The sequence below is a fragment of the Mesorhizobium sp. IMUNJ 23232 genome (assembly GCF_044326205.1).
Lineage (GTDB): Bacteria > Pseudomonadota > Alphaproteobacteria > Rhizobiales > Rhizobiaceae > Kumtagia.
Genome location: NZ_JBIRCY010000005.1, coordinates 130,404 through 156,351 on the forward strand (window position 1 = coordinate 130,404; position 25,948 = coordinate 156,351).

Annotated in this window: 26 protein-coding genes and 1 pseudogene; 18 read left to right on the forward strand and 9 right to left on the reverse strand. The window is 62.6% G+C overall.

The annotated features are described in order from the left end of the window. Nucleotides 1-86 precede the first annotated feature (86 nt). On the forward strand, nucleotides 87-263 hold the full coding sequence (locus ACH196_RS05425; protein WP_396645598.1) for a hypothetical protein: 177 nt from the start codon (nucleotides 87-89) through the stop codon (nucleotides 261-263). Nucleotides 264-312: 49 nt separating this feature from the next. Here the strand turns inward: ACH196_RS05425 and ACH196_RS05430 are convergent, their stop codons facing one another. The 3 genes from ACH196_RS05430 to ACH196_RS05440 all read right to left on the reverse strand — a co-directional run bounded on the left by ACH196_RS05430 (nucleotide 313) and on the right by ACH196_RS05440 (nucleotide 1,977). Beyond that, on the reverse strand, nucleotides 313-1,185 hold the full coding sequence (locus ACH196_RS05430) for a 50S ribosomal protein L11 methyltransferase (RefSeq protein ID WP_396645599.1): 873 nt from the start codon (nucleotides 1,183-1,185) through the stop codon (nucleotides 313-315). A gap of 12 nt (nucleotides 1,186-1,197) precedes the next feature. Next, nucleotides 1,198-1,776, reverse strand: a complete 579-nt coding sequence (locus ACH196_RS05435; protein WP_396645746.1) for an SCO family protein — start codon at nucleotides 1,774-1,776, stop codon at nucleotides 1,198-1,200. Nucleotides 1,777-1,839: 63 nt separating this feature from the next. Beyond that, the gene (locus ACH196_RS05440; RefSeq protein ID WP_396645600.1) at nucleotides 1,840-1,977 is read right to left on the reverse strand and encodes a hypothetical protein; all 138 of its coding nucleotides are present in this window, start codon (nucleotides 1,975-1,977) and stop codon (nucleotides 1,840-1,842) included. Between the two features lie 150 nt (nucleotides 1,978-2,127). Between ACH196_RS05440 and ACH196_RS05445 the strand changes: the two genes are divergently transcribed. The 3 genes from ACH196_RS05445 (at nucleotide 2,128) to ACH196_RS05455 (ending at nucleotide 3,910) form a co-directional block, all read left to right on the forward strand. Beyond that, entirely contained in the window at nucleotides 2,128-2,616 is a 489-nt protein-coding gene (locus tag ACH196_RS05445; RefSeq protein WP_396645601.1) for a CreA family protein, read from the forward strand. Nucleotides 2,617-2,654: 38 nt separating this feature from the next. After that, nucleotides 2,655-3,296: a DapH/DapD/GlmU-related protein gene (locus ACH196_RS05450; protein WP_396645602.1), complete on the forward strand. Its 642-nt coding sequence runs from the start codon at nucleotides 2,655-2,657 to the stop codon at nucleotides 3,294-3,296. Nucleotides 3,297-3,421: 125 nt separating this feature from the next. After that, nucleotides 3,422-3,910: a hypothetical protein gene (locus tag ACH196_RS05455; RefSeq protein ID WP_396645603.1), complete on the forward strand. Its 489-nt coding sequence runs from the start codon at nucleotides 3,422-3,424 to the stop codon at nucleotides 3,908-3,910. Between the two features lie 72 nt (nucleotides 3,911-3,982). Here ACH196_RS05455 and ACH196_RS05460 read toward each other — a convergent pair whose 3' ends face one another. Next, nucleotides 3,983-4,852, reverse strand: coding sequence for a LysR substrate-binding domain-containing protein (locus ACH196_RS05460; RefSeq protein WP_396645604.1), 870 nt, complete (start codon nucleotides 4,850-4,852; stop codon nucleotides 3,983-3,985). Nucleotides 4,853-5,016: 164 nt separating this feature from the next. Here ACH196_RS05460 and ACH196_RS05465 point away from each other — a divergent pair, with 164 nt between their 5' ends. From ACH196_RS05465 to ACH196_RS05495, 7 genes are all read left to right on the forward strand, one after another. Continuing rightward, nucleotides 5,017-6,210 (forward strand): 2-aminoethylphosphonate--pyruvate transaminase, encoded by a 1,194-nt coding sequence (locus ACH196_RS05465; protein WP_396645605.1) that lies wholly within the window; start codon nucleotides 5,017-5,019, stop codon nucleotides 6,208-6,210. A 25-nt stretch (nucleotides 6,211-6,235) separates the two neighbouring features. Then, complete coding sequence (gene phnA, locus ACH196_RS05470) at nucleotides 6,236-7,492, forward strand: phosphonoacetate hydrolase (RefSeq protein WP_396645606.1); 1,257 nt, start codon at nucleotides 6,236-6,238, stop codon at nucleotides 7,490-7,492. A gap of 27 nt (nucleotides 7,493-7,519) precedes the next feature. Continuing rightward, nucleotides 7,520-8,977, forward strand: coding sequence for a phosphonoacetaldehyde dehydrogenase (gene phnY / locus ACH196_RS05475; RefSeq protein WP_396645748.1), 1,458 nt, complete (start codon nucleotides 7,520-7,522; stop codon nucleotides 8,975-8,977). Nucleotides 8,978-9,122: 145 nt separating this feature from the next. Further along, nucleotides 9,123-9,962, forward strand: coding sequence for an EamA family transporter (locus ACH196_RS05480; RefSeq protein ID WP_396645608.1), 840 nt, complete (start codon nucleotides 9,123-9,125; stop codon nucleotides 9,960-9,962). A 223-nt stretch (nucleotides 9,963-10,185) separates the two neighbouring features. Continuing rightward, nucleotides 10,186-11,208 (forward strand): putative 2-aminoethylphosphonate ABC transporter substrate-binding protein, encoded by a 1,023-nt coding sequence (locus ACH196_RS05485; RefSeq protein ID WP_396645609.1) that lies wholly within the window; start codon nucleotides 10,186-10,188, stop codon nucleotides 11,206-11,208. A gap of 133 nt (nucleotides 11,209-11,341) precedes the next feature. Beyond that, nucleotides 11,342-12,469, forward strand: coding sequence for a putative 2-aminoethylphosphonate ABC transporter ATP-binding protein (locus ACH196_RS05490; RefSeq protein ID WP_396645749.1), 1,128 nt, complete (start codon nucleotides 11,342-11,344; stop codon nucleotides 12,467-12,469). A 1-nt stretch (nucleotide 12,470) separates the two neighbouring features. Beyond that, nucleotides 12,471-14,486, forward strand: a complete 2,016-nt coding sequence (locus tag ACH196_RS05495) for a putative 2-aminoethylphosphonate ABC transporter permease subunit (protein WP_396645610.1) — start codon at nucleotides 12,471-12,473, stop codon at nucleotides 14,484-14,486. Nucleotides 14,487-14,543: 57 nt separating this feature from the next. On the opposite strand, the gene ACH196_RS05500 is transcribed toward ACH196_RS05495, so the two are convergent. From ACH196_RS05500 to ACH196_RS05510, 3 genes are all read right to left on the reverse strand, one after another. Continuing rightward, the gene (locus tag ACH196_RS05500; RefSeq protein ID WP_396645611.1) at nucleotides 14,544-15,215 is read right to left on the reverse strand and encodes a Crp/Fnr family transcriptional regulator; all 672 of its coding nucleotides are present in this window, start codon (nucleotides 15,213-15,215) and stop codon (nucleotides 14,544-14,546) included. 137 nt (nucleotides 15,216-15,352) lie between these two features. Continuing rightward, nucleotides 15,353-15,829 carry a hypothetical protein gene (locus ACH196_RS05505; RefSeq protein ID WP_396645759.1) on the reverse strand — a complete coding sequence of 159 codons (477 nt, stop codon included), beginning with the start codon at nucleotides 15,827-15,829 and terminating at the stop codon, nucleotides 15,353-15,355. Further along, a complete protein-coding gene (locus tag ACH196_RS05510) occupies nucleotides 15,829-16,683 on the reverse strand; it encodes a hypothetical protein (protein ID WP_396645613.1) in 855 nt (284 codons plus the stop codon). Before ACH196_RS05510 ends, ACH196_RS05505 begins: the two co-directional genes overlap by 1 nt. An 854-nt stretch (nucleotides 16,684-17,537) precedes the next feature. Here ACH196_RS05510 and ACH196_RS05515 point away from each other — a divergent pair. The 4 genes from ACH196_RS05515 to ACH196_RS05530 all read left to right on the forward strand — a co-directional run bounded on the left by ACH196_RS05515 (nucleotide 17,538) and on the right by ACH196_RS05530 (nucleotide 20,068). After that, the gene (locus tag ACH196_RS05515; protein ID WP_396645615.1) at nucleotides 17,538-17,819 is read left to right on the forward strand and encodes a type II toxin-antitoxin system RelE/ParE family toxin; all 282 of its coding nucleotides are present in this window, start codon (nucleotides 17,538-17,540) and stop codon (nucleotides 17,817-17,819) included. A gap of 11 nt (nucleotides 17,820-17,830) precedes the next feature. Next, nucleotides 17,831-18,133 (forward strand): HigA family addiction module antitoxin, encoded by a 303-nt coding sequence (locus ACH196_RS05520; RefSeq protein ID WP_396645617.1) that lies wholly within the window; start codon nucleotides 17,831-17,833, stop codon nucleotides 18,131-18,133. Nucleotides 18,134-18,180: 47 nt separating this feature from the next. Continuing rightward, nucleotides 18,181-18,438: a hypothetical protein gene (locus tag ACH196_RS05525; protein WP_396645619.1), complete on the forward strand. Its 258-nt coding sequence runs from the start codon at nucleotides 18,181-18,183 to the stop codon at nucleotides 18,436-18,438. 247 nt (nucleotides 18,439-18,685) lie between these two features. Continuing rightward, nucleotides 18,686-20,068: a hypothetical protein gene (locus tag ACH196_RS05530; protein ID WP_396645621.1), complete on the forward strand. Its 1,383-nt coding sequence runs from the start codon at nucleotides 18,686-18,688 to the stop codon at nucleotides 20,066-20,068. A 6-nt stretch (nucleotides 20,069-20,074) separates the two neighbouring features. Here ACH196_RS05530 and ACH196_RS05535 read toward each other — a convergent pair whose 3' ends face one another. Beyond that, entirely contained in the window at nucleotides 20,075-22,801 is a 2,727-nt protein-coding gene (locus ACH196_RS05535; RefSeq protein ID WP_396645623.1) for an ATP-dependent helicase, read from the reverse strand. A gap of 186 nt (nucleotides 22,802-22,987) precedes the next feature. Here ACH196_RS05535 and msrA point away from each other — a divergent pair, with 186 nt between their 5' ends. Next, a complete protein-coding gene (gene msrA, locus ACH196_RS05540) occupies nucleotides 22,988-23,503 on the forward strand; it encodes a peptide-methionine (S)-S-oxide reductase MsrA (RefSeq protein WP_396645624.1) in 516 nt (171 codons plus the stop codon). 7 nt (nucleotides 23,504-23,510) lie between these two features. Here msrA and ACH196_RS05545 read toward each other — a convergent pair whose 3' ends face one another. Beyond that, nucleotides 23,511-24,212 (reverse strand): HXXEE domain-containing protein, encoded by a 702-nt coding sequence (locus ACH196_RS05545; RefSeq protein WP_396645626.1) that lies wholly within the window; start codon nucleotides 24,210-24,212, stop codon nucleotides 23,511-23,513. Between the two features lie 104 nt (nucleotides 24,213-24,316). Here ACH196_RS05545 and ACH196_RS05550 point away from each other — a divergent pair. Together ACH196_RS05550 and ACH196_RS05555 are read left to right on the forward strand one after the other, a co-directional pair. Continuing rightward, nucleotides 24,317-24,425, forward strand: a pseudogene (locus tag ACH196_RS05550) (peptide-methionine (S)-S-oxide reductase); the annotation flags it as partial. A gap of 480 nt (nucleotides 24,426-24,905) precedes the next feature. Further along, nucleotides 24,906-25,535: a VOC family protein gene (locus tag ACH196_RS05555; protein ID WP_396645750.1), complete on the forward strand. Its 630-nt coding sequence runs from the start codon at nucleotides 24,906-24,908 to the stop codon at nucleotides 25,533-25,535. Nucleotides 25,536-25,948 lie beyond the last annotated feature (413 nt).

A 25,948-nucleotide genomic window follows, 5' to 3' on the forward strand; every position in this document is an offset into this window, starting at 1 on the left:
GAATTCGCATTTTGCGGAAAGGTCAGCGGAGCTTATCTCTCGCGTGTGGAGGACATGACTGCGAATCCTGAATAAGGAGAACGGCTATGACCACGAAACCCGGTTTTCTCAGATCCGCCTTCGATGCCTTCGTGAAGGCACGCGAGAAGCAGGCGGAGCGCTATGTCGCCACGGCTCTGCTCGGCCTCGATGATGAGACGCTGCGCTCGCGCGGCTACAATCGCGCGGACCTCAAGAAGCGCGCCGGCGCCTACTACCTGTAAAGACCAGTCTCGAGCGAAAGCCGGTGGGCGGGAATGCCTGCAGCAAGGCTCAGCGCTTCAGATGCAGCGTCACCCAGCCCTCGCGGGGCAGGGTGCGCACATGCCGGAAATGCTGTGTCGAATAGGCGGCCACCACGGCGTCGCGCTGGCGCTCCAAAATGCCCGATAGGATCAGCGATCCGCCCAGTGCGACATGCTGCGCCATCTGTGGGGCAAGCTGCATCAGCGGTCGCGCCAAAATGTTGGCGACGATCAGATCGAACGGCCCGGCTAAGCCGAAAACCGGATGGTGGAAGCCCGGTGCGGTCGCTGTGCGCACCAGCGACGGGACGCCGTTGAGCCTCACATTGTCGGCCGCAACCTTCGTGGCGACGGGATCGATGTCGGTGGCAAGCACAGGAATATGCGCCATTTTCGCGACGGCGATCGCCAGCACGGCGCTGCCGGTGCCGAGGTCGAGCGCATTTTTCGGATGTTCGCGCCGCACGACCAGCTCGATCATTTCCAGGCAGCCGGCCGTTGTGCCGTGATGGCCGGTGCCGAACGCCATGCCGGCCTCGATCTCGATGGCGAGGTCGCCTATGCGGCGGCGATGGCGGTCGTGCCCCCCATGGACGAAGAAGCGGCCGGCGCGCACCGGCTTCAGCCCTTCCAGCGAGCGCGCAACCCAGTCGATGTCCGGCAGGTTTTCCCGCGATAGGCTCGCAGGCTCGCCCTGGTCGCGCAGAACCTTCGCCATCCGGCGTTCGGCGTCGGCCGGGTCGCCGTCGACATAAAGCGATATCTCCTCAAGGCCCTTCGCCTCGTCGAACTCGATCATGGCGAGCGGCAGGCCGTCTTCCTCGAACTCGGCTTCGAGCGCCGGAAAGAGTTGCTGGCATGCCGCTTTGCCGGCAACGAAGAAAAGCCGCGTCTGGCCCATGAGCTCTGCGTCTCAGCCTTCGGCGATCAGGCGCTTGAGCTTTGCAAGCGCCGTGTCCGGGTCTTCGCCATAGGCGATGGTGCCGAAGAAGCCGCCTTCACGGTTGAGCAGCAGGACCGACGCGGTGTGGTCCATCGTATAGTCGCCGCCGTCCAGCGGCACCTTTCGCGCGTAGATGCCAAAGGCTTTCGCCATGGCGGCGACCTTTTCCGGGTCGCCGGTGATGCCGGTGATGCGGTCGGAGACATTGCCGACATAGGTGTTCATGGTCTCGGGTGTGTCGCGCTCGGGGTCGATCGAGACAAAATAGGCGCGAACGTCGCGGCCTTCATCGCCGAGCTTCTTCAGCCAACTGTCCATTTCGACCAGCGTTGTCGGGCAGACCTCCGGGCAATGGGTGAAACCGAAGAACACGGCCGAGGGGTGCCCGCGGAACGCCGCTTCGGAAATTTCGGCGCCCTTCTGGTCGACCAGCGTGAACGGCGCGCCATAGGCCTCGCTGCTGTTTGTCTTCCGATACCAGTCGAACGTCAGCCAACCGACACCGGCAGCCATGACGACGAGGATTCCGACCAGGATAAATCGCATCATCTTCGATTGCATGGCGGTCTCAGGTTCTGCGCAAGAGGAAGTGCAAAGCCGATGGCGAGGAGGTCAGAAGCACCAGGACAGGCCGGACTGGATCATCGCCATGAACATGTCGGGTCCGTGGGCCGCCCATGCCGCGAAAGTCGCGCCGGTCACGGCCGCCGTCAGCGACACCGCTAAGGTATATTTTGCCACAGATGGCACGTGGATTCCGGTCGGCGAACTCATGCCGTGAAAATAGCCCTCGGCATCGTGTCGGGAAAGAGGCCATGTTGACGCGATGGCAGGGACAGTCTTGCATTGGCGCTGCTGGCGTCCCACGTCTCACCTCGCCGTTCGCAACAGGAGAATCTTATGCACTCGCTCGCGATACTGATATCGGCTGTCGCCATCGCCTTGTCTTCCGGGCTCGCCCGCGCCCAGCAGGTCGGCGAAGTGGGCGTCGACTGGCTCGGCAACGACATCATCGTCGAGGCGATCAAGGATCCGAAGGTCGACGGGGTGATCTGCCACGTCTCCTATTTCGACCGCGGCGTGGTCGACCGGCTGCAGAAGGGCAACTGGTTCGAGGACCCTTCGGATTCCGCAATCTCCTGCCGGCAGACCGGGCCGATCACAATCCGCGATATCGCCTTCGGCGAGGCGGGGGAGGAGGTGTTCAAGCAGGGCATCAGCCTGATCTGGAAGAAGCAGGTGGTGAACCGCATCTACGACAAGGCCAACCAGACGCTGATCTATCTCTCGCATTCGCGGCAGGTACAGGACGGCTCGGCAAAGATGGCGATATCCACCGTGCCGCTCTATGGCCAGGAAGTGGTGTGGACGAACGGCAAGCCGCAGTGAAGCTTGCCGCCGGTTTCGGCGGCGCGTAAAGCGCGTCGATGGATATCGAGCCAGACTTGCGCTTCAAGGATTCCGAACCGCGCATCCACCCGACGGCGGAACTGAAGTCCTGCAAGCTCGGGCGCTACGCGGTGATCGGCGAGCGCGTCATCCTGCGCGAAGTCAGCGTCGGCGATTTTTCCTATTTCGAGCGGCATGCCGAGGCGATCTACACTTCGATCGGAAAATTCTGCTCGATCGCCGCCAATACGCGCATCAACGCGCTGGAGCATCCGATCGAGCGCATCACCCAGCACAAGCTGAGCTACCGTCCGAACGAATATTTTCGCTATCTCGGCGTGGACGAAGCGTTCCGAAAACGCCGGCAGGGCAAGCGGGTGACGATCGGCCACGACGTCTGGATCGGCCACGGCGCGGTGGTGATGCCGGGCGTGTCGATCGGCCATGGCGCGGTGGTCGGTGCCAACGCTGTGGTGACGCACGACGTCGATCCCTTCGCCATCGTCGCCGGGAACCCAGCGCGCGTTCTGCGATTGCGGTTTGCAGCCGACATCTCCCAGCGCATCGAAAAACTCGCCTGGTGGGATTGGCCGGCCGAAACGCTGTTCGAAGCGATTCACGACATGCAGGCGATGCCGATCGAGGCGTTTCTCGATCGCTGGGAAACGCGATTCCGTTAGCAGCCGCTTTCATTCCAACAGCGATACATCCGGTCGCGGTCGCCGCCCGGAACTGTCCAATCGTCCGGAACCTTTCTCGCCTCCCAAGGGTTGAGCCCGCGAGGGACAATCTGAGGAGAGTCACGATGAAACGCCGTCTTCTTTATGCCGCCTCCGTGGCGGCCATCACCGCCTTTTCCGTTCCGGCCTTCGCGGAGAGCCCGGCCCAGGCCAAGGACCCCGATTCCACCGGCCAGACCCAGATCAATCCCGGTGCGCAGCAGTTCAATGCCGAGAGCGCCACCGACCTGACGACCACCGCCAGCATTGGCGACTTGCGTACGCTGACGCCGGTAATGGCGGCGGGCACGACGACCGCCGGCCAGATCCAGACGATTTCCACGATCTCGACCGTGAGGGTGGTGCGCGTCGACGACTGGGCGAGCGCTGACAAGCAGGCTTTCGATGCGGCAATGAGCCAGAACGCGGCGCCTGTCGGCGATCTTCGCGCCGCATTGGCGGCGAACACCGTCGTCAGCACCAGACTGACCGAGCAGAGGGTCATGCCCGACAATGTCGTGGCGAGCCAAGTCATGCCCGATGGGAGCCTTGTCGTTTACACGTATGGCGGCTGACACCGTCAGCATCTCTCCTGCGTGACCCCTGTGCCGGCCTTTGGCCGGCACCTTTTCAGGTAGCTGGTTGGCCTACCGGCCGGCTGTCGACCGGGCGATGTCGAGAAAAGCACGCACCAGCTTGCCGCCGCTGCGCTCGGTGAGGCAGATCAGCGCTTCGTCCATGAGCAAACCCGGCGCGTCGATCGGAATTTTCACCAGCCGCGAATCCTGGCCGAATTCGACTGCCGAGACAAAGCCGATGCCGGCACCGGAAGCGACGATCTCGCGCACTGCCTCGCGGCCTTCCGCCTCGATCATCGGTTTCAACTCGACCCCTGCCTGTGCCGCCCCATCCTCCAGCTTGCGCCGGGTCTTCGAGCCCCGCTCGCGCATGACCAGCGGCAAATCAGCCAGTTCGCCGAAACTGAGGCTTTTCCTTTGCGTGACCGCATGATCGATTGCCGCGAAGGCGACGATCGGCGTGGCATTCAGCTTGACGACGTCGAAATCGCGGCTTGACGGGATTTCGCCGAGCACGCCGAGGTCCGCGTCGTAACTATAGAGACTCTCGATCACACTTTCTGTATTGCCGGCGCGGACGGAAATCTTGACGCCCGGATATTTGCGCCGGAACTCCGCCAGGATTTGCAGCAGGTGGTGTGCGGCGTCGGCGACGATGCGCAGCGTGCCGGCGCGAAAGGCGCGAGACTCCGACAGAAGTTCCAGCGCCTGCTGTTCATTGTCGAACATGCGGCGGGTGATGACCAGCAGCTTTTCGCCGGCGGGCGTGAGAGCGACCTGCTTGCGTTGCCGGTTGAACAGCAGCACGTCATATTCCTCCTCCAGCTTGCGCACCTGGTCGGAGATCGCCGGCTGGGTCAGCAGAAGCTCTTCCGCCGCCCGCGAAAAGCCGCCGGAGATCGCGACGTAATGGAAAGCCCGCAATTGAACGTAGCGCATGGAAACTCCGTCAGAAGGCTGCAACAATCGGAATGCAAGACTGGACGGATTTCTCCGTCACCGGGTTATGGCTATTTCCGTTCCAAACTTATAGGTGAATACAAAATAACGATTTTACAGATAGGTCGGCAAGTGGGAGATGTGCGCATCGTTTGGAGGACGAGATGCCCAGCAATGACCAGATCGAGGCTTTTCCGGCGCCGGCTCTCGGCGAACCCTATTTGCTGACGCCCGGCCCGCTGACCACTGCCACTTCGGTCAAGCAGGCGATGCTGCGCGACTGGGGATCGTGGGACGGCGATTTTCGCCAGATGACCGCCGATCTGCGGCGGCAGTTGCTCGCGCTGGCGGGCGATATCGCCGGAGAATTCGATTGCGTGCCTATGCAGGGCAGCGGCACCTTTGCCGTCGAAGCGATGCTGGGTTCCTTCGTGCCACGCGACGGCAAGGTGCTGGTGCTGGCCAACGGCGCCTATGGGCAACGCACCGCGCAGACGCTCGTCTATCTCGGCCGCGCCCATACGGTGATCGACAAAGGCGACTATCTGCCGCCGCGCGGCGACGAGGTCGGGGCGGCGCTCGATGCCGATCCGGCGATCACCCATATCGTCGTCATCCATTGCGAGACGAGTTCGGGCATCCTCAATCCCCTGGCGGAAATCGCCGAAGTGGTGGCGAAGAAAGGCAGGCGGCTGCTCATCGATTCGATGAGCGCCTTCGGCGCGGTGCCTCTCGACGTCAACGAGATCCGCTACGACGCGCTGGTGTCGTCGGCCAACAAATGCATCGAGGGCGTGCCGGGTTTCGGCTTCGTCATCGCGCGGAAGAGCGAACTGGAGGCCGCCAGGGGCCGCAGCCATTCGCTCAGCCTCGATGTACATGCGCAATGGGCCTACATGGAAAAGACCGGCCAGTGGCGCTTCACGCCGCCCACCCATGCGGTGGCCGCTTTCCTTGAAGCGCTGCGGCTGCATGCCGCCGAGGGCGGCGTCGCCGGGCGCGGCGCGCGCTACCGCCGCAACCGCGACGTGCTTGTGGGCGGCATGCGGGCGCTGGGCTTCGAGACGCTGCTTTCCGACGACTGGCTGTCGCCGATCATCGTCACCTTCTTCAATCCCGCCCATCACAATTTTGCATTCGACCGCTTCTACGGTCTGATGAAGGACAAGGGTTTCATCATCTACCCCGGCAAGCTGACGGCGGTGGACAGCTTCCGCATCGGCTGCATCGGCCGCATGGACGAACACGTCATGCGCAAGGTGGTCGCTGCCGCCGGCGAATGCCTGACCGAAATGGGTGTAGACACCGCCGCGCCGCCTGCCGTTGCTATCGCCGAACGCGCCAAACTTGCCGCCTGACGCGGCCCTAAAAGGATTTTTCGCCATGAACCAGTTTTCGCGTGTCGCGGTGACCGTCAACGGCCGGGACTATGCCTGGCCGTCCGTGCCGGCGATTGCCATCTGTCTCGACGGCTGCGAGCCGGCCTATCTCGACGAAGCTATTCATGCGGGGCTGATGCCGGCGCTGGAGAGGATCAAGGCGAAGGGCACGGTGCGCACCGCGCATAGCGTCATCCCGTCCTTCACCAATCCGAACAATCTGTCGATCGCCACCGGCCGCCCGCCTGCCGTGCACGGCATCTGCGGCAATTACCTCTACGAGCCGGAGACCGGCCAGGAAGTGATGATGAACGACCCGCGCTTCCTGCGGGCGCCGACGATCTTCAAGGCCTTCTTCGATGCAGGCGCCAAGGTTGCCGTGGTGACGGCCAAGGACAAGCTGCGTGCACTGCTCGGCCACGGCCTGTCCTATGAGGATGGGCGTGCGGTGTGTTTTTCCTCGGAAAAGTCCGACAAGGCGACGAAGACCGAAAACGGCATCGACAATGCCTCGGCCTGGCTGGGGCGACCGGTGCCGGAAGTCTATTCCGCCGAACTTTCGGAGTTCGTCTTCGCCGCTGGGGTAAAACTGCTGAAGGAATTCCGGCCGGACGTGATGTACCTGACCACGACCGACTATGTGCAGCACAAATATGCGCCGGGTGTTCCGCAGGCGAACGATTTTTACGAGATGTTCGACCGCTATCTCGCCGAACTCGATGCGCTGGGCGCGGCAATCGTCGTGACCGCCGACCACGGCATGAAGCCGAAACACAAGGCCGACGGCACGCCGGATGTCATCTACGTGCAGGATCTGCTGGACGAATGGCTGGGCAAAAATGCGGCGCGGGTCATCTTGCCGATCACCGATCCCTATGTGGTGCATCACGGCGCGCTCGGTTCGTTCGCCACCGCTTACCTTCCGGCCGGCGCCGACCGCGTGGCGATCATGCAGCGGCTGGCTGCGATCGATGGGCTCGACGTGGTGATCGACCGCGAGACCGCCTGCGCGCGTTTCGAATTGCCGGCCGACCGCATCGGCGACATTGTGCTTGTCTCGTCGGAGAACAAGACGATCGGCACCAGCGAACATCGCCACGACCTCACGGCGCTCGACGAGCCGCTGCGCTCGCATGGCGGGCTGACCGAGCAGGCCGTGCCGTTCATCGTCAACCGCAAGCTCTCCGACATGCCGGATGCCCCGGCGCTGCGCAATTTTGACGCCTTCTTCTACGCGGCGATGGCGGCAGCACGCGGCTAACCGCCGAAAACCAACTGGATGATCGAGATGGTCAAGCAGGAAACGTCGTTCCAGGTTCGCCACGAGCCGATGCGCATTGCCGGCCGCAAGGTCGATGCGGATGCGGTCGTCGAGGTGCGCTATCCCTATACCGACACGGTGATCGGCACGGTGCCGGCGGGGCAGGCACATCACGCCCGCGAGGCATTCCGGATTGCGGCGGACTACACGCCAAAACTGACGCGCTACGAACGCCAGCGCATCCTGCTGAAAACCGCCGAGACGCTGGCCGCGCGCAAGGATGAGATTTCCGATCTCATCACGCTGGAGCTCGGCATCTCCAAGGCCGACTCCCTCTACGAGGTCGGCCGCGCCTTCGACGTGTTCACGCTGACGGGGCAGATGACGATCCACGACGACGGCGAGATCTTTTCCTGCGATCTCACCCCGCACGGCAAGGCGCGCAAGATTTTCACGATCCGCGAACCGCTGCGCTCGATCTCGGCGATCACGCCGTTCAACCATCCGCTCAACATGGTGTCGCACAAGGTGGCGCCGGCGATCGCCACCAACAATTGTGTCGTGGTCAAGCCGACCGAACTGACGCCGATGACGGCGCTGGTGCTGGCCGACATTCTTTACGAAGCCGGCCTGCCGCCTCAGATGCTGTCGGTGGTCACCGGCTGGCCGGGCGAAATCGGCGACGAGATGATTTTGAACGACAACATCGACCTGATCGCCTTCACCGGCGGCGTGCCGGTCGGAAAAATGATCGCGTCGAAGGCGGGCTACAAAAGGCAGGTGCTGGAGCTCGGCGGCAACGATCCTCTGATCATACTCAACGACCTCTCCGACGACGACCTAGCCAAGGCCGCCGACCTCGCCGTGGCCGGCGCGACGAAAAACTCGGGCCAGCGCTGCACTGCGGTGAAGCGCATCTTGGTCCAGGAAAAGGTCGCCGACCGTTTCGTGCCGATGGTGCTGGAGCGCGCGAAGAAACTGCGCTTCGGCGATCCGATGGACCGCGCGACCGATCTGGGAACCGTGATCCACGAGAAGGCGGCAGCCCTGTTCGAGCGGCGCGTCGAGATGGCGGCGGAAGCGGGGGCCGAAATCCTCTACCATCCCGGCCGGCAGGGCGCGCTGCTGCCGCCGATCGTCGTTGACCGCGTGCCGCATTCCTCCGAGCTCGTCATGCAGGAAACATTCGGGCCGATCGTGCCGATCGTGCGTGCGCCGGATGACGACGAGGCGCTGATCGCGCTGTCGAACTCGACGGCCTTCGGCCTGTCGTCGGGGGTTTGCACCAATGATTTCCGGCGCATGCAGAAATACATTGCCGGCCTGAAGGTCGGCACCGTCAACATCTGGGAAGTGCCGGGCTATCGCATTGAGATGAGCCCGTTCGGCGGCATCAAGGATTCCGGCAACGGCTACAAGGAAGGCGTCATCGAGGCGATGAAGAGTTTTACCAATGTGAAGACGTTTTCATTGCCCTGGGGATAAAGGCAGGGCAGGCGAAGCTAGGCGCTTGGCACAAGCCGGCCAAACCGATTGATGCTTAGCTGACCAACGAAAACGCTTCGCCCGAAGTGTTCCCGCCCAATCAGGCCGTTTGGCCGCCCTTCCCGCGGGAAGGGCAGGAACAAAAATGTCCGCATTCGCCCTGACGCTCGTGCTTTCCGCCGCCCTTCTGCACGCCAGTTGGAACGCGCTGGTCAAGGCGGCGTCCGACCGGGCGCTGACGATTGCGGCGGTGGCGTCGATGCATGGGCTTGGCGGGCTTGTGCTGATCATGCTCAGCGCGCCGCCGGCGATGGCGAGCTGGCCGTCGATCGCCGCCTCGACGCTGATCCACTATGCCTACTACGTGCTGCTGTTCCAGGCCTACAGGCTGGGCGACCTCAGCCAGGTCTATCCGATCTCGCGCGGCATGGCGCCGGCCGTCGTGGCGCTGGGGACGTATCTGATCATCGGCGAGAACCTGACGACGCTCGGCTGGGCGGGCTTGTTCGCCATTTCGCTTGGCATCTTCTTCCTGGCGATCCAGCGCGGGGCCGCGCATGCCGACCGCCGTGCCGTCGGCGTGGCCTTGCTGCTCGGGCTGACGATTGCCGGCTATTCGATCGCCGACGGCATCGGTGTCAGGCTCTCGCAAAGCCCGATGGGCTATATCGGATGGCTGTTCCTGCTGGAATCGCCGGTGATGTTCGCCATCCTGTGGCAGCGCCGGCGCAAGGCGGCTCCATTCGACTGGCGCGTGTTCGGCATTGGCATGGTCGGCGGCGTGTTCTCGGTCGCCGCCTACGCGACCGTGCTCTACGTCAAGACCTTTGCGCCGATCGGGGCGGTCTCGGCGATCCGCGAATCCAGCGTGGTCATCGCGGCGCTGATCGGCCTGGTCTTCTTCGGCGAGCGGCCGTGGCTCGGCCGGCTCATATCGGCCGTGATCGTGGCGGCGGGCGTCATCACGCTGGCGGTATTCGATTAGCCAGTTCATCGCCAGAACTTTTCAAAACATAAGATAAATAGATTTCCCTTATTGAACCACGGTTTGCACTATCCCTCGCGGAAGTGGCGGCCAATGGCACGACGGACTGTCGCAACACTGTCATCGCCGCTGCTTATCGAACAAGCGGAGAGGACCGACGAAAATGCGCCGGACCGAAAACTCTCCCAAGAATGACTGCCGCAGCAGAACCCAGGGGAAAACCATGACATTCACGAAATCCGCCGTATCCGGCCTTGCCGTATTGCTCCTTTCGTCCTCCGCCGTGCTGGCGGAAACGCAGCTCATCGTCTACACCGCGATCGAGGCCGTCGATCTCGACCGCTACAAGCAGACCTTCGAGGCCGCCAACCCGGACATCAAGATCAACTGGGTGCGCGACTCAACGGGCGTCATGACCGCAAAACTGCTCGCCGAGAAGAACAACCCGCAGGCAGACGTGGTGTGGGGCATCGCGGCCACCTCGCTGCTGCTGCTCAAGGGCGAGGGCATGCTGGAAGCCTACGCACCGGCCGGCGTCGAAAAGTTAGATCCGAAATTCGTCGACAGCGACACGCCGCCGAGCTGGGTCGGCATGGACGCCTATGTCGCCGCGCTCTGCTACAACACGGTCGAAGCGCAGAAGCTTGGGCTGACGGCGCCGAAGAGCTGGAAGGATCTTACCAAGCCCGAATACAGGGGCCATGTGGTGATGCCGAACCCGAATTCTTCCGGCACCGGCTTCCTCGACGTCTCGGCCTGGATCCAGACTTTCGGCGAGGAAGACGCCTGGAAGTTCATGGACGGCCTACACGAGAACATCGCGGCCTACACTCACTCAGGCTCCAAGCCGTGCAAGTTGGCAGCGGCCGGCGAGACGGTAATCGGCGTTTCCTTCGAGTTTCCGGGCGCCAAGGCGAAATCGTCGGGCGCGCCGATTGACATCATTTTCCCGCAAGAGGGTTCGGGCTGGGAAGCGGAGGCCACCGCGATCATCGCCGGCACGGCGAACCTCGAAGCCGCCAAGAAGCTGGTCGACTGGTCGGTGACCAAGGAAGCCAACGAGATGTACAATGCCGGCTACGCCGTGCTTGCTTATCCGGGCATCGCCAAGCCGGTCGAGAACCTGCCGGCCGACGTGCCTGCCAAGATGATCAAAAACGACTTCGAGTGGGCCGCCAACAGTCGCGCCAAAATCCTCGAAGAGTGGAAGAAGCGCTACGACAGCAAGTCCGAGCCGAAGTCCTGAGCTTTTCACGACAGACGGGCGCTGCCCCGCGCGGCGCCCCGCATGCCAAGCATCCGGAGTATCCGCTCCGCAGCAGCAAGCATGGAGCACGGACGTGAAGCACGAGGCGATCGTGGTGGAAGACCAGGTTCGCGTGTCGGTAAAACCGTCTGGGCCGAACCGGGACGAGCCGGTCTACCTGCGCATTTCTGGCGTGTGGAAAAGCTTTGGCGACTTCCTGGCGCTGAAGGACGTGTCGCTGGACGTCAAGGAGGGCGAGTTCGTCTGCTTCCTCGGTCCATCCGGCTGCGGCAAGACCACGCTGCTGCGCGCCATCGCCGGCCTCGATCTGCAGACGCGCGGCATGATCGTGCAGGCCGGCCGCGACATTTCCGTGCTGCCGCCGTCGAAGCGCGACTACGGCATCGTCTTCCAGTCCTATGCGCTGTTTCCCAATCTGACGATCGAAAAGAATATCGCCTTCGGGCTTGAGAATACCGGCCGGCCGCGCGCCGAGGTCGCGGCGCGGGTCGCCGAGCTTCTGGCGCTGGTCGGGCTCGCCAGCCAGGCCAAGAAATATCCGGCGCAGCTTTCCGGCGGCCAGCAGCAGCGCATCGCGCTGGCCCGCGCCATGGCGATCTCGCCCGGGCTGCTTTTGCTCGACGAGCCGCTGTCGGCGCTCGACGCCAAGGTGCGCGTCCACCTGCGCCACGAGATCAAGGAATTGCAGCGCCGCCTGGGCGTCACCACCATCATGGTCACCCACGACCAGGAAGAGGCTCTGTCGATGGCCGACCGCATCGTGGTGATGAACCACGGCGTGATCGAGCAGGTCGGCACGCCGACGGAGATCTACCGGCATCCGAAGACCCTGTTCGTCGCCGATTTTATCGGCGAGACGAACAAGATCGAGGCGAAGCGGGTGGGCGAGCGCGGCATCAGCTTCGGCGACGGCACCTTGCTCTGCGAGAAGAACGCACTCGAGTCGGGCGCCGATGTCACGGCGGTCGTCCGCCCGGTCGACATTATTCCGCACGCGGCTGCGGGAGTTGGCGGGGAGCCGGTGGGTACGCCGGAAAACCTGCTGGAGGTCGCGGTGGGCGGGATGGAATATCTCGGCGCCTTCTGGCGCACGCGGCTGACCGGCGACAGGCTGGGCGGACGCACTCTCATCGCAGACTTCTCGATCAACGCCGTGCGCCGGCTGCGCATCGCCGCCGGCGGGACGATGCGGGTCGAGATACCGGCCGAGCGGCTGCTCGTCTTCCCGCGGAGCGCCTGACATGGCTGCTCCAGTCTCGGCCGTCCTGCCGCCGGGAAAGGCACTGCGCCAATCGCTCGACCGCGACGATCTGGTCAAGCGCGGGCTGATGGTCGTGATCTCGCTCTACCTGCTGTTCTCGCTGGCCGCGCCGCTCTACGTCATGCTGTCGAAGTCGGCGTCGATCTACCGTTTCGATCTCAGCCAGTTCGAGTTCCAGGTGAGCGACGAGACCGGCGCCAACTGGAGCGCGCCCGCCACCGCCGAGATGCTGAACGCCGCGAGCGGCGGGGTGCCGGCCGCCGATCTCGCCGCCGGCTCCGACAGCCGGCTGGCGGCGACCAGCTTCTTCAAGGATTTCAATTTTCGAAGCCCGGTGAAGTATCGGCTGCGTGGCACCAGTGAACAGGCGCGCTGGCTGGTCGGGTCGCAGCCGGGCGCCGGCATCATCTGGCATGAATTCGATTCCAACACGTTTCGGCGGGTAACGCTGCGCCCGGTACAGGGTTTTGGGCTCGGCAATTTCGCGGAGTATTTCAGCACGCCGGCGCTGTCGCGCTCAATCTGGAATTCCGTGCTGATGGCCAGCCTCAGCACGGTGATCACCATCGCCGTCGCCTTTGGTCTCGCCTATGCGCTGAGCCGCAGCATGATGCCGTTCAAGGGTTTCTTCCGGCTGGTCGCCGCGCTCCCGATCCTGGTGCCGTCGCTGCTGCCCGGCATCGCGCTGGTCTATCTGTTCGGCAATCAGGGGCTGATCAAGGGCCTGCTGATGGGCCAGTCGATCTACGGGCCGATCGGAATCGTCGTCGGCTCGGTGTTCTTCACGCTGCCGCACGCCTTCCTGATCATCTCGACGGCGCTGTCGATCTCGGATGCCCGCCACTACGAGGCGGCGGCATCGCTGCGCGCCAGCCGCTGGCGCACCTTCTGGACGGTGACGGTGCCGGGCGCCCGCTACGGCCTCATCTCCGCGGCCTTCGTGGTGTTCACGCTGGTGATCACCGATTTCGGCCTGCCGAAAGTGATCGGCGGGCAATACAACATGCTCGCCGTCGACATCTACAAGCAGGTGATCGGCCAGCAGAATTTCGAGATGGGCGCGGTGGTGTCGGTGATTCTGCTGGTGCCGGCGGTGGTGGCCTTCGCCGTCGACCGGCTGATGCAGAAACGCCAGGTGGCGCTGCTGTCGGCGCGCGCCGTGCCTTACCAGCCGAAAAAGAATCCGCGCTTCGACGCGCTGTGTTTTTCCTGGTGCGCGCTGGTCGCTTTGTTCATCCTCACCATTATCGGCGTCTGCCAGCTCGCGGCGCTGGTAAAACTGTGGCCCTACGATATGAGCCTCAGCCTCAACAATTTCGCCTTCGACAAGATGGATGGTGGGGGCTGGGCGTCCTACTGGAACTCGATCGAGCTGGCACTGCTGACGGCGGTGTTCGGCACGGTCGTCGTCTTCGTCGGCGCTTACATGGTCGAGAAGACCGATGGGTTCAGGGCAGGGCGGGCAGCATTCCATTTCCTCGCCATGCTGCCGATGGCGGTGCCCGGCATGGTGCTGGGGCTGGCCTATATTTTCTTCTTCAACAATCCGGCCAATCCGTTGAACGGCATCTACGGCACGATGGCGATCCTTGTCGTCTGCACGGTGACCCATTTCTACACGGTGTCGCACTTGACCGCGCTGACGGCACTGAAGCAGATCGACCGGGAGTTCGAGCCCGTCGCCGCGTCGCTGAAGCAGCCGTTCCACAAGCTGTTCTTCCGGGTGACTGTGCCGGTCTGCCTGCCGGCGATCCTCGACATCTCGATCTACCTGTTCGTCAACGCCATGACGACGGTGTCGGCGGTGGTGTTCCTCTATTCCACTCACACGCAGCTTGCCTCGGTCGCCGTGCTCAACATGGACGACGCCGGCGACATCGCGCCGGCCGCCGCCATGGGCATGATGATTTTTTACACCAACGCCGGGGTGCGCATCCTGCATGCGCTGGTGTCGCGCGGGGTGCTGGCACGCACGCAGAGCTGGCGTACGCGGTAGGGCGCGGGCCTCGGCCAACGTAGCCGCTGCTACATCGATCGAGGTGATCGGCAGCCGCTAGTCGTCCTTGCCCGCCAGCGCCTCCAATGCGGCCAGGTCATGCAGCACAAGACTGTTGCCGCGCTTCTCGATCAGCCCGCGTTTTGCCAGGTCGCTCATCTCGCGCGACACCGCCTCGCGATGCGTGCTGATCTGCGCCGCCAGCTCGAAATGCGTTGGCGCCGGGGTGATCGAAACCTTTCCGCGCAGCGGACCGGCCTCCTCGGCGCGGCGCAGCAACTCCAGGATCAGGCGCTCGCGCACCACCAGCGTCGAATATTCGTAGACTCGGTCGGTCATGCGCCTGAGCAGCGCCGACAGATGCTCCAGCAGCGTCCAGGCAAGCCGCGGATGGCTTTCCACCAGTTTGCGGAACGTGGCGGGCGGCAGGTGCGCGACGTAGGTCGGCTCGCGCGCCACGACGCTGGCCGACCGCTCCCTGCCGTCGATGCAGGCGAGCTCGCCGAAAATGTCGCCAGGCGCCAGATCGCGATAGGCAATCTCCTTGCCGTCCTCCGAATAGAGGGTCACGCGCGCGCGCCCCTCGAGCAGGAAGTAGACGTCGCGGCTCGAGTCGCCATGAGCGACGATGAATTCGCTGTGCAGAAAACTTGCGGTGCTCCAGCGCTCGGCCAGCGCTGCGTGGTCGGCCTCGCTCAGTCTCGACAGAAAGGCGGGAACGGCTGTCATGAAAAGTCCTCCCGCGACCGATGGGTTTGCCCCTCGAAAGCGTTTCGGGACCCCGAATAGCGGCGAAAGCGCCGCGCGGCAAATTTTTCGGGCGATGTGCGAATTGTCACAGCGGGCCCGCCGCGCTGCCCGTATCCTTACACCATCACCTGAGCGTTGCCGGCACTTCCAGCGATGAGGCAGGCGAGGGTACGATCATGGAACCATTGGCAATCGTTGTAAAACTGGCATCGGCGCTCCGCGACTTTTTCGTCCCGCGCTATCGGCCCGAGCTCTATTACATGCGCGGCCCTGGCCCGGCCAGCCGCCGCGCCGGCATGATAGGGCAGCGCATCCTGCACTGAGTTTCGAACCAGCCGGACCGGACGGCGAAGTTTTTTTGCGCGGTGTTTCGCGGGTTCGTCCTCCCCGAACTTTCGATGCCGCGCCCGCTTCGCAGAAAGACCGGTCCGGCTGGCGGCGTGACGGAAAAGGTTTTGCGTATCCGTCACGCCGCCCGAGATAGCCGACGGACAAGGTGTTTTCCGGCAACGCAAATCATCGCCACGCCCGGGTTTTACGCCGTCTGGCCATTGAACCTGCAGCGTCTTCGAGAACCGCCGGCCAAGCGTCATCACGATGTGTCGGGGCGCAGCGGGTTCAGCGCGTCCAAGGCCAGCGCATGGGCATGCGCCAGGATTTCGTCGACCTCGCGGATGTTGCTGCGGCGCCGGGCGTCCGGGTCGCAGGGCGACAGCCGGCCACCGGGCGGACGTCCGAGCCACAGCGGCCGCGTCCGCTGGAACCGCACCGTGCCGCGCGCCGTCCTGCCGCGCACGACCACGGCGCTGCCGATTTGCCTCATCTCAGCGACCGCCGCGTCGCAGCGTGCCTTCCAGCGGGCGAAGCGCCTTGCCTGTTTTGGCAGGTCGTCGAGGGCCGCACCCAGTGCGGCGAGCCGCAGGCCGAGCCGCGCCGCATCGATCGGGTCGTCGAGCGATGGAGGGGGAGGCAGCGGAGCCCGCTCGCTGAAGCCGGGAACCCAGATGCGCGGCACGCCGCGCGCCGGGAGATAGTGGCGGCGGACGCGGAACGGATACTTTTGGGGATCGAACAGCGGCAGGCTGATTGTGCGCGGCCTTGTGGCGCGCCGTTCGGCGGCTTTCCGCTCGGCTTCATAGCGGGCAAAGTCCTGCTTCGACAGGGTGACGGCGAGGCCGAGGCGGCGCATGGCGGCCACCGTGTCGGCAATCTTCGGCTTCGGCTTGCGCGGGCGAAACGGCGGCAAGGTCACCACGATGCCGCGCGCTGTCGCAATGATCAGCCGACGCGCGGCGGATTCGGCCGGACGCAGCAGCCGCAATATGGCGCGGTAGAGGTGACGCGGCAGGGTTGACGCACCGCCGGCCATCTCGGCCATGCCGACGAGCATTGCCAGGATGCGCTTCAGCGCCTCCCGGTTAGTCTCGACTTGCGGAATAACTTCCATCGCCGTCTCCTCCAACAAGGCAGCGGGATTATCGCACAGATCGACAATGATGTAAATAATCCTAGGAAAGTAATCCTTCAACTGAAATACATGTTCATACAACCCATTGAAAAAACTCGACTTTTCGAGACATGACGGCCTGCCATCCGGTCCTTTCCGGCTGGATACGAAGCTCCGCCGGGAAGAATGTCATGCTTGTAAGACAAATGGAATCAGATGGTTGTCTGCAAGACTCGTGGATTTTTGCGTAACAAGCATGACCAAGGGGGTATTATCGGCGGCTTTCAGATAGACCGTCTCGCCTCTTTGGAGTCACCTCGCCGTCAAGGGCCGGTGAGGAGGGATACCGAGACGAACCTGCGGAGCCGGCTCGGAGAGGATAAATTCCATATGCGATTGCCCTGCGGTCGAGGAGGAGGGTGGCAAGCTTGGCGCCCCTCTTGTCGTATTCAATTGATGGTCAGACATCCGCGCCGGATCTTCTTCGCCGAGTTTGACTTCACCACCATCGAGGCATGGATTCCCGACACTCTCCGCTCGCTACGCTCGCTCACGAGGTCGGGAATGACGACAGTCATCTTCCGTCTCAACCAATCGTCAACGTCGGAGACTAGCCGAGGCAGATCATGACTGTCGACCTCGTGAGTGAGCGTAGCGAGCGGAGAGTGTCGGGAATCCCGGCCTCGAACTCAATGACGCCCGAGCCGGTGCAAAATCGGCCGTGCCAGCATGATCGGCGAGCCGCAGCTACGGGAGCGGGACCTGATCGAAAGCTCGGAACGCGGCGGGTCGGTTGGCGGCATCGAGGCCCGCCATTTCGGATTGAGTTCTGTATCAACAAGTGATACACGTCTGTGATCGTTTCGCTGAAAGGCAAGTTCGCAGAGGCCGTGGTCGCGGGGAAGGCTGCGAAGGGCTTTCCGGCCGACCTGCTCGCAGTGGCCGAGCGGAAGATGCAGGCGGTTGACAATGCGCATATCCTGGCCGACCTGCGCTCGCCGCCGGGCAACAGGCTGGAAGCCCTGAAAGGCAACCGCGCCGGCCAGCATTCGATCCGGATCAACGACCAATGGCGTATCTGCTTCGTCTGGACCGAGGCAGGCGCGGAGGACGTCGAGATCGTGGACTATCATTAGGAGGTTCGATCATGAACATCAGGTTCGCCCGCCCCGTCCATCCCGGCGAGTTCCTGCGCGAGGAGTATCTGGCGCCGCTCGGCATGAGCGCGGGCGCCCTGGCGCGCGAATTGCGGGTGCCGCGCACCCGCATCGAGCGGATCGTCAAGGAGGAAATCGGCGTGACGCCCGACACGGCGCTCAGGTTGGCGAAATTTTTCGACACCACGCCCGAGTTCTGGATGAATTTTCAGACGGCGTGGGAACTGGCTGCCGAGGCGCGCGCGAAGGAGAAAGAGATCGGGCAGATCAGGGTGATGGAGCGGGCGGCGTAGGGGAGGTGCACGGCGCTTGCGGCACGTCGTAAGGATATGCGTGGGTTGTGCGCGCGGAAGTGGGGGAGCGCATGCGCGGCGACGAGGCCGACGGCTGGACGCTGAGCTACCGCCGCGAGACGGTTTCCGGCGCGAGTTGGTCGGGCCTGCGCAACGGGCGCATCCTCTATGCGCGCGCCATTCCGCTCTGCGACGGGGCGGCGGGGTATTTCAGGCTGGAATATCCGCAGGCGAGCGCGAAGGTTTTTGATGTGGTAGTGAAGGGGCTGGTGAAGGGGTTTGCGAAGGTAGTTGCGTGTGCATGATCTGACAATTATCGCATTCCTCCCGCGGACGCCTGAAGCGCACTAGTTGCTCTGCGGAAAGGCAAATATTTCTCCTGAAGCCACCTCTCGGATACTCAGAGCGATCGTTCGACGCTGGCGCTCCCAGATCGAGGAAGTAGTTGAGCCGAAAAGTGTGATCCTGTGGAACCAGATCTCTCTAATCATTGAGCGCTGGCATTGCCGATCTGATTCGCCATATGCTGCTGTTGACGAAAGAGGGCGTAACGTGTCGCGCGAAGAGCCATCAAAGATATCGGAAGTTTTTCGAACGACCGGGCAACCAACCATCACTTACGTCCAGCGCGATTCTGGTAACTACGAGCGCAGGTTAAATGGATATTTGGATGAGGCGGGGCAGTTATGCCTAATAACTGGACCATCTAAGACAGGAAAGACGACGCTCTATAAGCAAGTTCTGAATCAGCGAGGAGAAATACCACTTATTGTCCAGTGTACGGAGGGAAGAAACTGTGAAGAGATATGGCGGGTGGCTCTGGAAGGGGTGAACTTTGACCGTGTTGTAGAGAAATCGCAGGGGACAAACACCTCAATAAGCGCCGAAGCTGAAGTAAGTTCGACATTTGGTTGGAAGTGGCTTGCTGGGATTACGGGGGCGCTAAAAGGCTCTTTTAATAGAGATACAAGTGAAGGTGAAGTTAGGGAGCGAATTCTTTCCAATCCATCACCAGATTTGCTGATACCAATTCTAAAAGAAACAAGGTATGTGCTGGTTATTGAGGACTTTCATTATTTAGAAGAATCTCAAAAGATACTTCTTTTTCAGCAATGGAAGAGATTCGTAGACAACGAAATATCCATAATTGTTTTGGGTACTACCCATCGTGCCGTTGACATTGCAAATAGCAATCGCGATCTTGTTGGCAGAATATCTCGAATCGACGTGGGCCATTGGGATGAATCTGATCTGATAAAGATTTGTGATGCTGGGTTTGGCTACCTTCGTTGTCAGATAGCGGAAAAATTATCTAAAAAGATTTGCTCGGAGGCAGTTGGACTTCCCATCATAGTTCAGCAGATATGCTTACAGATATTCTCTTCGCAGAGTATTTTTCTGGTTTCTGCTGCCAGAAAGAAAAAAATCTCTGTTAGGGAATCAAACGTCGTCAGCTCGTTTTATGACGTTGCGACTGAAAAATATAGGCAGTTCGAGAGCTACTATTCCACGCTTATCCGTGGCCCTAGAGAAAAGAATCGAAAATATCGAACGTATGAGTTGGTCCTCGCGTGTTTCACTGTCGATCCGATTACGTTCTCTCTAACTAGAGCGGAAATTGATAGTCGTATTTCCAAGCTAGAGATAGACGCATCTGAAAAACCACCTGCTGCATCTTTAAATTCGACGCTGGGGGCTCTAAAGAAATTTCAAACGAAGCGGGAGTTTCAGCTTCTTGAGTGGAGGCCAACAGAGGATACTTTGTACATAGTTGAGCCATCATTTCTGTTCTATGTCAGATGGAGAAAGAAAAAATCGGGAAATTCAGGAGAGCAGCTTGATTTATTCGAGGAGCTTCTCAGAAATCTAAATGTGAAAGCTTCAAATATGCTACTTATCAGTAAGGCACAGAATGACAACATGGGGGATTTTTAGCAGCCGTCACACCCCCGTCACAAACCCGTCCAGCACCTTCTTCTGCCCAGCCCGGTCAAAATCGATGGTCAGCTTGTTGCCTTCGATGGCCGAAATATTGCCGTTGCCGAATTTCTGGTGGAAGACGCGGTCACCGACATTGAAGGGGGAGGGGGTGTCGGCGACGGATTTGGCGACCAGTTCGCCGTCGATGGTTTTGCCTTTCACCGAGCCGCGCCCGGCGCCGTAGCCGGAATCGGTTTCGCCGTAGCCGATGCGCTCGACGGCGTGGCCGGAGCGGGTGCCCCAGTTGCGGTCGGTGGCTTCCGTGCGGTTCTGCTGGGCGCGCTGCCAGCCGGGGGTGGCGTAAGAGTTGGAGAAGGCGCGGCCGGCATCGCCGCCGGATGGGCCGCGCTGGTCGCCGCGCGCGGAAAAATTTCCCGAGGGCGAGCCGATGCTGTCGAAGCGCGAGGCGCCATAGGGATTTTGTCGGCCGGCCGAGAAACCGGCGGAGCGGCCGCCGCCATAGGGGTTGCCGTAGCCGCCGTAGGAATTGCCGCCTTCCTGCACCTCGACATGTTTTTCCGGCAGCTCGTCGAGGAAACGCGAGGGGATGGTCGACTGCCACAGGCCGTGGATGCGCCGGTTCGACACGAACCATATGTGAAGATTCTTCTTGGCGCGGGTGACGCCGACATAGGCAAGGCGGCGCTCCTCCTCCAGGCCGGAGCGGCCGCCCTCGTCGAGCGCGCGCTGGTGCGGGAACAGGCCTTCCTCCCAGCCGGGCAGGAAGACCGTCTCGAACTCCAGCCCTTTTGCCGAATGCAGCGTCATGATCGAGACGGCGTCGAGCTCGGCGTTCTGCTCTGCGTCCATGACCAGCGCGACATGCTCCAAAAAGGAGCGCAGCGACTCGTATTCCTCCATGGAGCGGATGAGCTCTTTCAGGTTCTCCAGCCGGCCGGGGGCTTCCGCCGAGCGGTCGTTCTTCCACATCTCGGTGTAGCCGGATTCTTCCAGAATGGTTTCCGCGAGCTCGGTGTGCGGCTGGGTTTCCAACAACTCCTGCCAGCGGGAGAAATTGGCGGCGAGCTGGCGAAGTGCTGCGCGCGGTTTGGGCTTCAGTTCGTCGCTTTCGGCGAGCTTTTCGGCGGCGGCGAGCATCGGGATGCCGAGCGCACGCGCCGTGTCGTGGACCTGGCGCACGGCGCTTTCGCCAAGCCCGCGCTTCGGCACGTTGACGATGCGCTCGAAGGCGAGGTCGTCGGCGGGCTGCGCGACGACGCGGAGATACGCCATGGCGTCGCGGATCTCCTGGCGCTCGTAAAAGCGCGGCCCGCCGATGACGCGGTAGTTGAGGCCCAGCGTCACGAAGCGGTCCTCGAACTCGCGCATCTGGAAGGAGGCGCGCACCAGGATCGCCATGTCGTTGAGCAGGTGGTTCTGGCGCTGGTATTGCTCGATGGTCTCGCCGACGGCGCGGGCTTCCTCCTCGGAGTCCCAGGCGGCGTGGACGTTGACCTTGCCTTCCTCGGGGTCGTCGCGGTCGGTGAACAGGGTTTTTCCGAGCCGGCCCTCATTGTGGGCGATGAGGTGGGAGGCGGCGCCCAATATATGGGCGGTGGAGCGGTAGTTGCGCTCCAGCCGGATGATGGTGGCGCCCGGAAAATCCTTGTCGAAGCGCAGGATGTTGTCCACTTCCGCGCCGCGCCAGCCATAGATCGACTGGTCGTCGTCGCCGACGCAGCAGATATTTACGGGGGCCTTACCCTCCCCTGGAGGGGGAGGGTCGGCGCGAAGCGCCGGGGTGGGGTGTTTGTCGAAGTCACCCCCACCCGCGCCGCTGCGCGGCGCGACCTCCCCCCTTGAGGGGGAGGTGGGGCGCGAACCCGTTGGCCTCTGCGCCAAGAGCCTGAGCCACATGTACTGCGCGGTGTTGGTGTCCTGGTACTCGTCGACCAGAATGTACTTGAACCGGCGATGATACTCCGCCAGCACGTCGTGGTGGGTGCGGAAGATGCGGATGGGGTGGCACAAAAGGTCGCCGAAGTCGCAGGCGTTCAGCGTCGTGAGGCGGTCCTGGTAGGCCTTGTAGAGCTCGCGGCCCTTGCCGTTGGCGAAGCTGCGCGCGTCGCCTTCGGGGATTTCGGAAGGGCCGAGACCCTTGTTCTTCCAGCCGTCGATCATCTGTGCGAACTGGCGCGCCGGCCAGCGCTTGTCGTCAAGACCTTCGGCCTGGATGAGCTGCTTGATCAGCCGGATCTGGTCGTCGGTGTCGAGAATGGTGAAGTCGGAGCGCAGGCCGGCGAGCTCGGCGTGGCGGCGCAGCATTTTTACGCCGATCGAGTGGAAGGTGCCGAGCCAGGGCATGCCTTCGACCTGCTCGCCGACCAGGATGCCGACGCGCTGCTTCATCTCGCGCGCGGCCTTGTTGGTGAAGGTGACGGCGAGGATTTGGCTCGGCCAGGCGCGGCCGGTGGCGAGGATGTGGGCGATGCGGGTGGTGAGCACGCGGGTCTTGCCGGTGCCGGCGCCGGCCAGAACCAGAACCGGGCCTTCGGTGGTCTCCACCGCCAGCCGTTGTTCCGGGTTCAGGCCGTTCAAATAGGCCGGCGGATTGTTGTGGCCGGCGCGCGCTGCCATGGCTCGGGCGGCGATGCCGGACGCACGTTGCGGCGCGCGCGCGACTTCACCGTGCGGCGGACGCGGTGCGTCGTCGTCGAAGAACGGGATGTCGTCGGGCTGGCCGGCCATGACCCCGAATGTAGTGATTCGGCCGGGAAAGGCCAGCGGCGTTTCCGTTTTGTACCGAAAAGCAAGAGGGGACAAGCAGGGATCGAGGAATTATTTCCTTCGACGGCCCGGCAACTTTGCCCGGCGCTACAAAATCCCGTTCGCAATGCCTATCTATGGGAAAATCCAAACCGAAGGAGCGAAGACATGGCGACTGAACGCGCAGTGCTGGCGGGTGGCTGTTTCTGGGGCATGCAGGACCTGATCCGCCGGCGTCCGGGCGTGATCTCCACCCGCGTGGGTTATTCCGGCGGCGACGTGGCGAACGCGACCTACCGCAACCACGGCAGCCACGCCGAGGCGATCGAGATCCTGTTCGACCCGGCAAAGACCAGCTACCGCGACATCCTCGAATTCTTCTTCCAGATCCACGACCCGAGCACCCGCAACCGGCAGGGCAACGACGTCGGCGCGAGCTACCGCTCGGCGATTTTCTATATCGGCGACGAGCAGAAGAGCGTGGCGGAAGATACCATCGCGGACGTCGACGCCTCCGGACTGTGGCCGGGCAAGGTGGTGACCGAGGTGGTGCCGGCCGGCGATTTCTGGCAGGCCGAGCCGGAGCACCAGGATTATCTCGAGCGCTACCCGAACGGCTACACCTGCCATTTTCCGCGGCCGAACTGGAAGCTGCCGAGAAGGGAGCAGCGCAAGAGCGCGTGACGCCTTCTCAGGCCCGGACGGGCCGGCGCGAAGTCACCGCCGCAAGCAGCAGCATCGGGATCGCCGGATTGACGATCTGGATCGCGACGAGGGCGGTCTCGCCGATCCAGCCGGCGAGATAGGCTTTCAGCGAGAGCAAAAGCACGGCGTGGATCAGGATGCCGGCCAGCACGGTCGCGGCGACCGCCGGCACGCCCAGATCCGGCCGCCGCAGGGCAATCCAGAAGGTTCTGAGCGCCAGCGGCAGGAACAGCAGGATCGCGGTGACGAGGCCGGGATTGTAGCCGCCGTTCGCCAGCGCCGGCCCGATATGCGCGACCGCGTTGACCGACACCACGCCGAAGAAGCTGAGCGCGATTGCCGGCCAGCGACGCCCGAGCAGGGCCGAGACCGGGCCGGCCAGCCATACCAGAGGGATGTTCACCGCCGTGATGAAGGCTTCGGGGACTGGGCAGGTGGCCGTGTCGGCAAAGCCGAACGTTTCGCACATCATGGCGCGGAAGGCGTAGCGCTGGCCTTCTGCGTCGATGCCGTGCTCCTCGAACTGGTGTAGCAGGTAGGCCGCGGTGGCCGCCCAGGCGAGCCACACAATGTCACGGCTGCGCGGCACCGTGTGGTCGCCTCGCAGATCGCCGAACAGCAGACCGGCGAGCACCACGGCCGCGAAGCCTAATCCGATCCATGGCCAAAGATGCGGGAACGAGGACATGGAGGCAGCTTAGATGCCGCCCCGCGCCTCCGCCAGCCCACGCGCTTGGCACCCACGCAAAAGTTGTGGCAGCGCTTGCGATCGTTGACGCCGGCCGCCTTTGCTTCTGGCAGGCCCAGCCCGAGCACCAGAATTATCTGGAATGCTACCCCGAACGGCTCACCTGCCATTTTCCGAGAACCGAACTGGAGGCCGACCGGCCGTGAGGCGGCGTGGAAAAAGCGCGTGAAGCGGCCTGCGCGGTATTCTGTGTTGCGCCCATTGAGGTTCGAACTTGAAGCACAGCTCAGGGTGGTGGAAGATTAACATTACCCGCCTTCGGCCCGGACTATTCCCATTTTTCAATACATGCCGTACTGTTCAAGAGACAATGGCAAGTTTTTCTTGCCACGGCTGCTTGCGATTGAAATACGCCGGCAGCAACCGAGATTGTGCGCAGATTCAGATTGTTGCGCTCTGACCTTGAAGCAAATTGGCGAGCTGTAGTTCGGCCCGCTTCATTTTGAAATTGAGCCGTGCACGTCAGCGTCCTGTCGCAGGCCGCAGTATCGAGGCGTTGCATGTGGAGGTTTTTGGCCCGGTTTCCTGACTGCACCCATCACCTTGACGCGAGAGGCACGACACATGTCCCAGACCACACAGACCGGCAGTCCCGAGACCCGCAGCGAGGCCGGGGGAGCGCGAGCGCCCGACATGAAGTTCGAGATCGTGATCATCCCGGTGTCGGATGTCGCGCGCGCCAAGCAATTCTACGCCGGCCTGGGCTGGAGGCAGGACGCCGAGTTCGCTTCCGGTGACGACTTCCACATCATGCAGTTCACGCCGCCGGGATCGGGGTGCTCGATCATCTTCGGCAAGAACGTCACTGCCGCGGCGCCCGGTTCGGCGCGCGGATTGTACCTGATCGTCTCGGACATCGAGGCGGTGCGCACGCACCTGCTTGGCCGAGGCGTTGCGGTCAGCGAGGTGTTCCATGGCGCCGACGGCGTCTATGCGGGCGGCGATGAACCCTACCTGTTCGGGCGAATTCGGGTGAACGGTCCGGACCCCGAGCGCCGCAGCTATCGATCGTTTGCGTCGTTCAGCGATCCGGACGGCAATGGCTGGCTGCTCCAGGAGGTCACCCAGCGTTTGCCAGGCCGCGTCGATCCCGATGTTGTGACGATCACCTCTGCCACCGAGCTCGCAGCGGCGTTGCGGCGCGCGGGGGCCGCGCATGGAGAGCATGAGAAGCGGACGGGCGGCGAATACGACGTCAACTGGCCAGACTGGTACGCCGAATACATGTTCAACGAACAGACCGGCAAGCCACTGCCGGAATGAGCGACGGCGGGTGCGTGTCGGAGGCAACGGATTTCGTTTTCACGGCCTATGGAAAGAGGTGAGCTTGCAACGGTGCGGCTGGAAAGTATGGCTGGCGGTCCGAGTGCCGCCGACGATGCGCGACGTTTCACAATTCGCTATCGATAAGTATCGTTCTCGCTGAGACATTCCCGCAACAGTTGTGGAACAATGCAGTCACTGCTAGTTTCTAACTTCGCGCGGTTCTTGGGAGGGCACCATGCTTATCAGCGAATTCATTTCCGGCGTCTCGCCTGATTTCACGATTGAGCGGAGCGGCAATCAGGTCACGCTGTCGTTTTCCTACTATCTGACGGGATATCTGGACGAGGAACTCGGATATTATGTCTGGGACGGCGAGATCGGCGCCGAACTGGGCGTGTTCAGCGGATATG

Excerpts from the sequence above, each read along its gene's own strand:
- ACH196_RS05495 (WP_396645610.1), top strand. The coding sequence starts at position 12,471 with ATGGCTGCTCCAGTCTCGGCCGTCCTGCCGCCGGGAAAGGCACTGCGC.
- ACH196_RS05505 (WP_396645759.1), bottom strand. The coding sequence starts at position 15,829 with ATGACGCTTGGCCGGCGGTTCTCGAAGACGCTGCAGGTTCAATGGCCA.
- ACH196_RS05535 (WP_396645623.1), bottom strand. The coding sequence starts at position 22,801 with ATGGCCGGCCAGCCCGACGACATCCCGTTCTTCGACGACGACGCACCG.
- ACH196_RS05445 (WP_396645601.1), top strand. The coding sequence starts at position 2,128 with ATGCACTCGCTCGCGATACTGATATCGGCTGTCGCCATCGCCTTGTCT.
- ACH196_RS05465 (WP_396645605.1), top strand. The coding sequence starts at position 5,017 with ATGCCCAGCAATGACCAGATCGAGGCTTTTCCGGCGCCGGCTCTCGGC.
- ACH196_RS05480 (WP_396645608.1), top strand. The coding sequence starts at position 9,123 with ATGTCCGCATTCGCCCTGACGCTCGTGCTTTCCGCCGCCCTTCTGCAC.
- ACH196_RS05430 (WP_396645599.1), bottom strand. The coding sequence starts at position 1,185 with ATGGGCCAGACGCGGCTTTTCTTCGTTGCCGGCAAAGCGGCATGCCAG.
- ACH196_RS05450 (WP_396645602.1), top strand. The coding sequence starts at position 2,655 with ATGGATATCGAGCCAGACTTGCGCTTCAAGGATTCCGAACCGCGCATC.
- phnY (WP_396645748.1), top strand. The coding sequence starts at position 7,520 with ATGGTCAAGCAGGAAACGTCGTTCCAGGTTCGCCACGAGCCGATGCGC.
- msrA (WP_396645624.1), top strand. The coding sequence starts at position 22,988 with ATGGCGACTGAACGCGCAGTGCTGGCGGGTGGCTGTTTCTGGGGCATG.
- ACH196_RS05455 (WP_396645603.1), top strand. The coding sequence starts at position 3,422 with ATGAAACGCCGTCTTCTTTATGCCGCCTCCGTGGCGGCCATCACCGCC.
- ACH196_RS05500 (WP_396645611.1), bottom strand. The coding sequence starts at position 15,215 with ATGACAGCCGTTCCCGCCTTTCTGTCGAGACTGAGCGAGGCCGACCAC.
- ACH196_RS05510 (WP_396645613.1), bottom strand. The coding sequence starts at position 16,683 with ATGGAAGTTATTCCGCAAGTCGAGACTAACCGGGAGGCGCTGAAGCGC.
- ACH196_RS05545 (WP_396645626.1), bottom strand. The coding sequence starts at position 24,212 with ATGTCCTCGTTCCCGCATCTTTGGCCATGGATCGGATTAGGCTTCGCG.
- ACH196_RS05425 (WP_396645598.1), top strand. The coding sequence starts at position 87 with ATGACCACGAAACCCGGTTTTCTCAGATCCGCCTTCGATGCCTTCGTG.
- ACH196_RS05435 (WP_396645746.1), bottom strand. The coding sequence starts at position 1,776 with ATGATGCGATTTATCCTGGTCGGAATCCTCGTCGTCATGGCTGCCGGT.
- phnA (WP_396645606.1), top strand. The coding sequence starts at position 6,236 with ATGAACCAGTTTTCGCGTGTCGCGGTGACCGTCAACGGCCGGGACTAT.
- ACH196_RS05460 (WP_396645604.1), bottom strand. The coding sequence starts at position 4,852 with ATGCGCTACGTTCAATTGCGGGCTTTCCATTACGTCGCGATCTCCGGC.
- ACH196_RS05520 (WP_396645617.1), top strand. The coding sequence starts at position 17,831 with ATGAACATCAGGTTCGCCCGCCCCGTCCATCCCGGCGAGTTCCTGCGC.
- ACH196_RS05555 (WP_396645750.1), top strand. The coding sequence starts at position 24,906 with ATGAAGTTCGAGATCGTGATCATCCCGGTGTCGGATGTCGCGCGCGCC.
- ACH196_RS05485 (WP_396645609.1), top strand. The coding sequence starts at position 10,186 with ATGACATTCACGAAATCCGCCGTATCCGGCCTTGCCGTATTGCTCCTT.